Source organism: Clostridia bacterium (assembly GCA_035561135.1).
In the GTDB taxonomy this organism is placed as follows: domain Bacteria; phylum Acidobacteriota; class Terriglobia; order Terriglobales; family Acidobacteriaceae; genus DATMYA01.
Genome location: DATMYA010000065.1, coordinates 1 through 7,903 on the forward strand (window position 1 = coordinate 1; position 7,903 = coordinate 7,903).

The window sequence follows — 7,903 nt, forward strand, 5'->3', positions numbered from 1 at the left end:
AGCGCTTTTACGCATCGCGCAAACCCGGGACTCTCTACTGAGTCTCTGGAGTGATTTTCGGGCCCGTCAACCGGGCTCCGGAGGACCTTAGCCCTGCGGAATCCCAGGTTCGATTGGTACGAACTTCGGTAGCGGGTCACCGCCGGAGAATCCTCAATTATCGCTGGTAGAGTTTTCGGGGAGCAGGTCAGCGACAAGCCGGTGTGCTTGGACGCGTCTTATGAACGCCAGATCCTTGGCGGCATTGCGGTTCGACTCCGCCGCCCTCCGCTCAAGTAATCTCACCATTCGCGATTGGTGTGCAAGTGGGGCGCTGTCACACTCACTCACCATTGGATTTAAACAGGTATTTCGCCACGACCAGCAAGATTCCGAGGATGTTTGCTGTTGTGGTTCCCATCGCCGTTAAGAGAACCGAATCGGAAAGCTTAAATGGCATACACCCCCACCAGAAGGAGCCAAATCCTTGCAGTAGCAGGATCGTTCCAATAACGCACACCCATGCACATGCAAGCACGAAAAAGCAGAGTGCGTACTTCTTGCGCTCTACGATGTCCTGCTGAACACCGTTGAGTTTTACAACCGCGGTGCGATGCTCTAGCGCGCGTTGTTGGTTGAGATACTCGACCTCGTCGCCCCCAAAGTCCCCAAGCCCTAATTTGGGTAATAATATACTTGGCAAAATAGCCGGCCAGCGGTAGGATGGGACTGGCGTGACAGGCCGGAGCAAAATCAGTGCGGGTTTTTGGCTCTGCGCTTCTTTTCACGATCTCGTTTTTCTTTCGCTTCATGCTTCAGCACAGCGTCTTTGGAGACCGTGAACATCTTGCGGACGGCGTTGTCCATGCGCTCGGCTTCGGTGTTGCCGGGAACGTGGGGTGCGGGTAAAGGTTTCATCCCTGCCTCTATGATAACGCCGAAAATGGCTAGATTCTCAGCTACTCAATTCGTGTACAAAGTATCGTAGCGATCCACTCCACCAATTTTCTAAAGCCTCAAAATTGTCAGGTTCGGATTGGTGAGGGCCTGGAACCTCTGTGCCGCGCCATTTCTTGATCCACCCAGCCTGAGCCGGTAAGTGGATCTTTTGAATCCACGAACAATCAAATTCGCTATAACCCTGCTGGATAGGCTCAGAAGCCGCCAAGGGGCCAAATTCCTCTACAGCAGGTGCCCCCGATTCAGGAGGGGGATCTTCAAATGAGCGTGCGAGAACCTTGCTGCCAGCGAGAACCACTCGATCAACATGCCAGTGAGGATGTCCGGCGTGCCTTCCTTGATAAATCCCATCTTCGGGGGCGACCCATTCGAGCCTAAGGAAATGCGCAGGCTCCTCCTGATTTGCGCTCACATATAGGCGCAGCGAGCACCGACTAAAGCTAATCTTGTGCTTGCTCCTGAGCGGCTTCCACGCCTCGTGCAAGCCGACCCAGTACTTGCGCTGGTGGCTTTGCGTAGAGATAGGCAGTTCTAAAGCGTACTCCAGGACATCAAATTCGGTCGTCACTGGACGAAACAGAGGCGTCGGACCGCCCCGAATCTTTATTTGAAAATCTTGATGGACGACTAGGCCAGCCTCTGAAATATGACACTCCCTTTGGAGTATCTTCGATATCTCTGCAACGTGATTTGCAAACTGGCTGCTTTTACATTCCATCTAACTATGTTGCTTATACAGCCCTGACAGGTTCCAGCTAGATAGATTCGTTCCAAGGGCTTCAGCGGCAAACCGATCTCGGTCGCCAAGTTGTGGCAGTTTATCTCCAGAGCTAAGCCGAATGTTGGTTGATAGTTCCTGTAGTGCCGGATTCTCTCGGAGTTGCCGTGGTAAATCAGGAAGTGGAGCATGTTTCACGAACTTCCGCGACAGATCCAATTGCCCCCCAGCAACGTTAGGGCAAAACTCACGTAAAAGCGCAATAGCAACGCGCGAGTTGAAGTACCACCAGTATACAGTTAAGAGTTCGCGTAGCTCGTCTGAAGAAAGGCCGCCCTTCAATCGTTCGGTCGGAACCCATGCGTATGCCTGTACGACAGCGAATTTACCCCGTGGGTCCCGCGCAAAGGCCGGATAGAGGCCAAATCGCTTCGATAATAACCGCGGCCTTCCTGCGGGCCATGTGCGCCGCCGCGTTAGCTGCCAGGGCTTTACTTTTTGGTCGGCCTTTCGATTACCCAATAGCTGCTGTTCATGCTTAAGGTACTTTTCAAAAAAAACAGGAACAGCCTTTTCCACGTCATCCCAAGTTTCCCATGTGTCGTCGGAGACAAAGAGACAGGTGTTGGGCTTGATCTCTCCGTCAGAAAAATTATCCCCCTCAACGGCTTCATTAAAGTATCGGTGCTCATTTTCGGGCAGGCCCCTCACTACACTCTGCGGCTGGATAAAAATGTGCTTGGCCCCGGTCTTAATTCCTTCGTGAACATCGAACATCTGGCCTACGTTCGTATCGGTCTGGCTCTGAATTTCATCGAGAAGAGATCCGAGAGTTCCCGTTCCCGGCAGCCAAGATGGTCTCCGCTTGAAAGCCTCGATCGTGGTTACGGTAACACTCCATCCACCGACATCATCAGTCGATTGTGGATGATTACGACTGCCGGGAAGTGATCGTCGAATGCCGCGTATGGCACGTGAGGCGGCTCCATCGTCCGATGACGACCACGCGACATAAAGGGGCGTCCTTTCCGTAGAGGGAGGGCCGCTTCTCAGCGCCAGTACGCCGACATTTACTAGCGCGTGCTGGAATAGTCCGTGCTCTCCGAGCACCGCGACTAGATTAGGAGTGACTTTTTGGAGTAAGGCATCCCTCCATTTTCCCAGACTATCACTCGCAAGCACTCCCGCTGGAACCAGCGTAGCCATTACGCCTCCCGGCTGTAGAGCGCCGACCGCTCGCTCTACAAAGCCGACACTCAGATCCGGCCTCCCGCGCCCCACACCCTTCGTAGTCTCATGGACCCATCCCCTTTCGCGCTCGTTCATTTGCTCCCATGATCGGAACGGTGGATTCATCAGAATAATATCCGCCTTTGGCCAGTCGGCGTCGAGGGCGTCGGCTTGGCTGATGTCGGAGGTGACCTTCATGGAAGGCATGTCGCGCTCTAGAGCCCGAACCGCAACCTTCGCCATCGTGACGGCTTGTGGGCTTCGATCACGGCCGATCAATTGAACTGTTCCTTTGAATTCCCGTCGCTCAAGCGCGCGCAGAGCCTCAGTCAAAAAGATCGCCGATCCACATGCAAAATCTGCAATTGCTAGGACGTTGGGCAGAGTTGGTAATTGTCGTAGCGACCAATCTGCCAGCAAGCGGGCGATGCGAACCGGGGTAAAATACGCGCCAGTGGGGAAGTAGCCCGGTGCTGTCTCAATGGCGTGTTCGCCAAATAAACCGAGCTGAACCGATTCCAAGATTGCATGCGCTTCCTGAAATAGCCGTCCTGCGGCATGCCGCAACACAAGCGACGGGATCAGCCGAAGGCCTAAGGGTGCCCTTGCTTGAAGTCCTCGCGCGCGGTCTGCAATTTCGGAACTCCAATGCAGCGGAGCCAAACTGGGGTCAATTCCAATATCTAACATCGTTGTCTGTCGCCAAGCGGCGTCATCCAAGCGGTCCGCGTCCCCATCCGCTGCATTTAACGCGAAGAGGAAAGCCGTCAGGGCGTGGTGTCCTTCTTGCTCCCCCGTGATTGCCCACATTTGCCTAAATTCCTCTACTAAAAACGGGACCACGTCAGGAAGGGCAGAACTGCGTGAGTCATCAAGAAAACCAAGAAACTGCTCAAGACGGCTGCTTACCGAATCGAGCCGAAATTTCCTTCCGGCCGCGTCGCGTCCGGACCGAACCAACACATGGTCGGGCGTAATCAGGACATGATGAGCAAGGTCAGCCGACCATTGCCAGTTCTGAGAATTCTCCTGGGAAATATCCACCGTGGCGTCCATGACCGAGCAGGCAAAAGACGCACGTCGGCCATCAAGCATCGCATAGTGCTTGCCAGGCGAAACATCGTAATTTGCTGCAAACAGTGGGCTAATCGCCAAGCCCAAGGTGTTTGCCCATTCTGTTGCGCTGGTCACCTTACTGGGGAGTCTACCAAGAACCTCACCGACCCACAAGTGGGGGTTACTTTACTTATGCATCAAATGGGCAGAGGCCTACGCTTACCGCGCCCCTGCCGCGGCCTCAGCAGGGGCGCATGTCTGATTTTTCGATGTCTACCTTCCCGGTCAACTGATCGAACGTCAGCCGCTTCCCTACGATCTGCCGCACAGCCAAATCGAACCGCTGGCCGTCGTTCATGCCGATGCGATTGTTGTGCCGGAAGGTCTGCTCATCGAGGTAACGGAACAGGTGGAAGGGCTCCACGCTGACGTAGGTTCCGTTCAGCGAGCGCTTGAGAAGACTCCAGAAATTCTCGCAACCGTTCGTGTGGCACTGGCCGTTGACGTAGGCTACCGCGTGGTCAATCACTTCGTGCTGAAACTCGGTCATGCCTTCGTACGACTTTAGCGAGTCGGTGAAGATCGCGGAGCCCGCAACAACGTGTTCGCAGACTTCAGCCTGAAGCGCCTTCTTCTTCCGATTCGGGACGACCTTGGTAACGATCTTGCCGCCGCGTTCCAGGATGCCCATGACGGCGGTCTTATCTTTGCCGCCCGTCCCAGTGATTTTCCTCGCCTTCCGATCCGCATGCATGTTGCGAGCCTTGCCACCGATGAAAGTCTCGTCGGCTTCAACCTGTCCAGACAACTTGTTGAAGCTCCCCTGCGTCAGCGCGAAGCGGATGCGGTGATCGAGGAACCACGCGGTTTTCTGCGTCACGTCGATGGCGCGATGCACTTCGTAACTGCTGATGCCATTCTTGCAGTTCACGATTTGCCACATCGCCATCATCCACTTATCCAGACCGATGGGGGAGTCTTCCATGATCGTTCCGGTCTTCAGGGTAAACTGCGGCGCGTCGTGCTTCTCGCGGCAATGCCAGCGGTTGTACTTCTCAAGAAACAGAACGTTCTTGGGGCCGCAGCGCGGGCACTCAACGCCATTCGGCCAGCGGCGCGCGACGAGGTATTCGCGGCAGTTGACGGGATCGGCGAAGTATACGATGGCTTCTTGGAGAGTGTTCGGTTCAGCGGCCATGATCAATAGGAACTTCATTTTGTCAACTATATTATTGTCGCCGTGCTTCGGATCCTCCTGGGCGCCAGGCCGATGCCGATGGCTGAGATAGCCCAAAGTGGCCGAAGGCGAAGCGCGGGAAGAAGAAGGGCTGAGTGGTGAGCGCTTAGGCCCGCCCCAGCCTTCGAAGCAACTCGTCAATAAGGTCATTCTTTAGGGCTATCGGATCTATTTGGATGCTAATAGCCACGTCACAGAATGGGCAAGAATACGAGAGCGCGCGCCAGGTGGTCCCCCCTAAAACGTAAGCGTCAATGTCTTGAACCTGGACGCGGTTAAGCACCTCTCCGCATTTTGGGCATGTAGATGTAGTCATAGCGAATCAAGTGTACACCACCGTACAGAAGGTTACCTGACGGTCACGATTCGCCAATCCACGATCTCTAGACACTACCGACTACCCCCACATCACCCCCGGTCCTGGTACCCTACGGCTTGTGATTCCGGAGCACTTCCTGCGTCAAGTGCTTAATCACGGCTTTGTTGTTTCCTCTCGAACGAAGTTCACGAACTCACATGAACATCGCATTACAGACCGCACACCCCATCATCATTCCCTTAGATGCGCGCGGCTGCTCGTATCCAGAAGCAAAATAGGTGTGCCCCCGGCGGATACCCGGTCACACGCCATAGCCATTGAAAACAAAGCACATCGGACCTGTTCCCCGCGCCCCCGGCGGTATAGTGTGAACGAGGTTCGGATGGCATCCATCAGACGCATCATTTCCGCGCGCGCCAACGGCGCCCGCTCCAAAGGTCCCAAAACGGCGGCCGGCAAAAGCCGCTCTTCCTTCAACGCTATGCGCCACGGCCTGCTCGCCAAAACCGTGGTTCTCGAAAACGAGTCCACCCAGGCGTTTGAGGCGCTCTACTCCGAGCTCGTCAACCGTTTCGGCCCCGCCGACGGCATCGAGCTCGGCTTCCTTGAAGAGATGGCCACTTCCTTCTGGCGCATGCGCCGCGCTTGGGCCATCGAGGCAAGCCTCCTCGACCAGCGCCTCAGCGAGCAGTCCGGCCCCGACGAGGTCGCCCGCATCGCCGGCGCCTTCTCCCAACTCGCCTTCTCCCCCGAACTCAGCCTCCTCCACCGCTACGAAACCCGCCTTCACTGCGCCTATCAGCGGGCATTTCACAACCTCCTCCTGCTGCGCACCGCGGAGATACCAAACGAACCCAATCCCATTTCCGAACACCCGGAGACACCCCCGCCCGAGCCGCCCGAACCCCCGGACGCACCACAGCCAAAGCCGGATATTAAGAAGGAAGAGAGTGAGCCGGAGCGAGCTTTACCCGTCCCCGTTCCGCGGCAACAACCCGTGCAGGACCAGGGACGCGAGGCTGTCCGCATACTCGGTCGTGATCCGGCACCGCCTGGTCATTAGCAGGAACTGGAGCGGCCCGTACATCACGTCCAGGATCTGGTCGATGTTGGCGTGCTGCACCAGCGTCCCTTCCGCCTGGAAGCGCTCCAGGTACTTCCGGGAAATCGACCGCCTCGGTTTGATCCAGTGGGCCAGAAAGGCTGCCGCCACCTCCGGGTCGTTCTGCGATGCCGCCACCACCGCCGCCAGCACCCGCCCGTTGCGGCCCGCCAGCACCCGCGCGAAGCTTCGCAGCCGCATCCGTACGAATTCTTCCACGGATTCCGCGCCCTCATTCGGCAGGTCGGGCGTAACGGCCTCCACGAACGCGTCGATCACCACCGCGGCCTTGTTGGGCCACCAGCGGTACACCGTCGCCTTGCTCGCTCCGGCCCGCTCGGCTATGCCGTCGCAGGTCAGGTTGGCAAACCCGATCTCTTCCATCAGCGCCAGCGACGCATCCAGGATGCGTTTTCGCGCTGCTTCGTCCCGCGGCCTCCCCGGGGCCCGGACCTCCGCTTCACGCGCGGTTTTTGCCATCACTATACTCTGTAGAGTATCATTAAATCGAAACTATACGACTTCGTTTCGTATTTGCGAAAGCGTGCTGTCAGCTCCGTCGCATTAAGGATTCCTGCGCATGTGGATTGTCCGGGTTGCACTTGAGCGGCCCTATACCTTCATCGTTCTGGCCATCCTGATCCTGATCCTCAGTCCGGTCGCGATCTCCCGGATGCCCACCGACATCTTCCCCGATATCGACATCCCCGTCATAGCCGCCGATTGGACGTACACCGGCCTCAATGCGCGCGAGTTCGAGGGCCGCATCGTATCCAACTACGAACGGTCCATGACCACCGCGGTGAACGACATCGAGCACATCGAGTCCCAGACCCTGAACGGTATGGCGGTCATCAAGATGTTCTTTCAGCCCTCGGCGGACGTCAACGCCGCACTGGCCGCGGTCACCGCCATGTCGCAGACCGGGCTGAAGAGCATGCCCCCCGGCGCCACCCCGCCGCTGGTCATCCGGTACAACGCCTCCACCGTCCCCATCCTCCAGCTTTCGCTTTCGAGCGCCACCCTTTCCGAAACGGCCCTTGGGGATATCAGCCGCAACACTATGCGGATGCAGTTGGCCACCGTTGCCGGCGCTTCCGTGCCGTTTCCGTTCGGCGGTAAGTCCCCGCAGATCATGATGGACATCAACCCGGCGCTCCTCCAGTCGAAGGGCCTTTCCCCGCTCGACGTGGTCAACGCCGTGGGCGCCCAGAACCTCATCCTGCCCGCCGGCACAGCCAAGATCGGGGACTTCGAATACGCCGTGGACATGAACGGCAGCCCCCAGGAGGTGAGCGAAAT

Annotated in this window: 7 protein-coding genes; 2 read left to right on the forward strand and 5 right to left on the reverse strand. The window is 57.1% G+C overall.

Annotated elements, in window-relative coordinates; translation table 11 throughout:
• Positions 1-322: 322 nt before the first annotated feature.
• The 4 genes from VN622_14125 to VN622_14140 form a co-directional block, all read right to left on the reverse strand.
• Positions 323-682, reverse strand: coding sequence for a hypothetical protein (locus VN622_14125; protein HWR36995.1), 360 nt, complete (start codon positions 680-682; stop codon positions 323-325).
• A gap of 50 nt (positions 683-732) precedes the next feature.
• The gene (locus VN622_14130; GenBank protein ID HWR36996.1) at positions 733-897 is read right to left on the reverse strand and encodes a hypothetical protein; all 165 of its coding nucleotides are present in this window, start codon (positions 895-897) and stop codon (positions 733-735) included.
• Between the two features lie 760 nt (positions 898-1,657).
• Positions 1,658-4,078: an N-6 DNA methylase gene (locus VN622_14135; protein HWR36997.1), complete on the reverse strand. Its 2,421-nt coding sequence runs from the start codon at positions 4,076-4,078 to the stop codon at positions 1,658-1,660.
• Positions 4,079-4,184: 106 nt separating this feature from the next.
• Positions 4,185-5,159, reverse strand: a complete 975-nt coding sequence (locus tag VN622_14140) for an IS1595 family transposase (protein HWR36998.1) — start codon at positions 5,157-5,159, stop codon at positions 4,185-4,187.
• 722 nt (positions 5,160-5,881) lie between these two features.
• Here VN622_14140 and VN622_14145 point away from each other — a divergent pair.
• Entirely contained in the window at positions 5,882-6,562 is a 681-nt protein-coding gene (locus tag VN622_14145; GenBank protein HWR36999.1) for a hypothetical protein, read from the forward strand.
• Here the strand turns inward: VN622_14145 and VN622_14150 are convergent.
• Positions 6,467-7,081: a TetR/AcrR family transcriptional regulator gene (locus VN622_14150; GenBank protein HWR37000.1), complete on the reverse strand. Its 615-nt coding sequence runs from the start codon at positions 7,079-7,081 to the stop codon at positions 6,467-6,469. The genes VN622_14145 and VN622_14150 overlap by 96 nt on opposite strands.
• Positions 7,082-7,181: 100 nt before the next feature.
• Between VN622_14150 and VN622_14155 the strand changes: the two genes are divergently transcribed.
• Positions 7,182-7,903 (forward strand): efflux RND transporter permease subunit (locus tag VN622_14155; GenBank protein ID HWR37001.1); only part of this gene is annotated, 722 nt, incomplete at its 3' end.

Excerpts from the sequence above, each read along its gene's own strand:
- VN622_14130 (HWR36996.1), bottom strand. The coding sequence starts at position 897 with ATGAAACCTTTACCCGCACCCCACGTTCCCGGCAACACCGAAGCCGAG.
- VN622_14140 (HWR36998.1), bottom strand. The coding sequence starts at position 5,159 with ATGAAGTTCCTATTGATCATGGCCGCTGAACCGAACACTCTCCAAGAA.
- VN622_14145 (HWR36999.1), top strand. The coding sequence starts at position 5,882 with ATGGCATCCATCAGACGCATCATTTCCGCGCGCGCCAACGGCGCCCGC.
- VN622_14150 (HWR37000.1), bottom strand. The coding sequence starts at position 7,081 with ATGGCAAAAACCGCGCGTGAAGCGGAGGTCCGGGCCCCGGGGAGGCCG.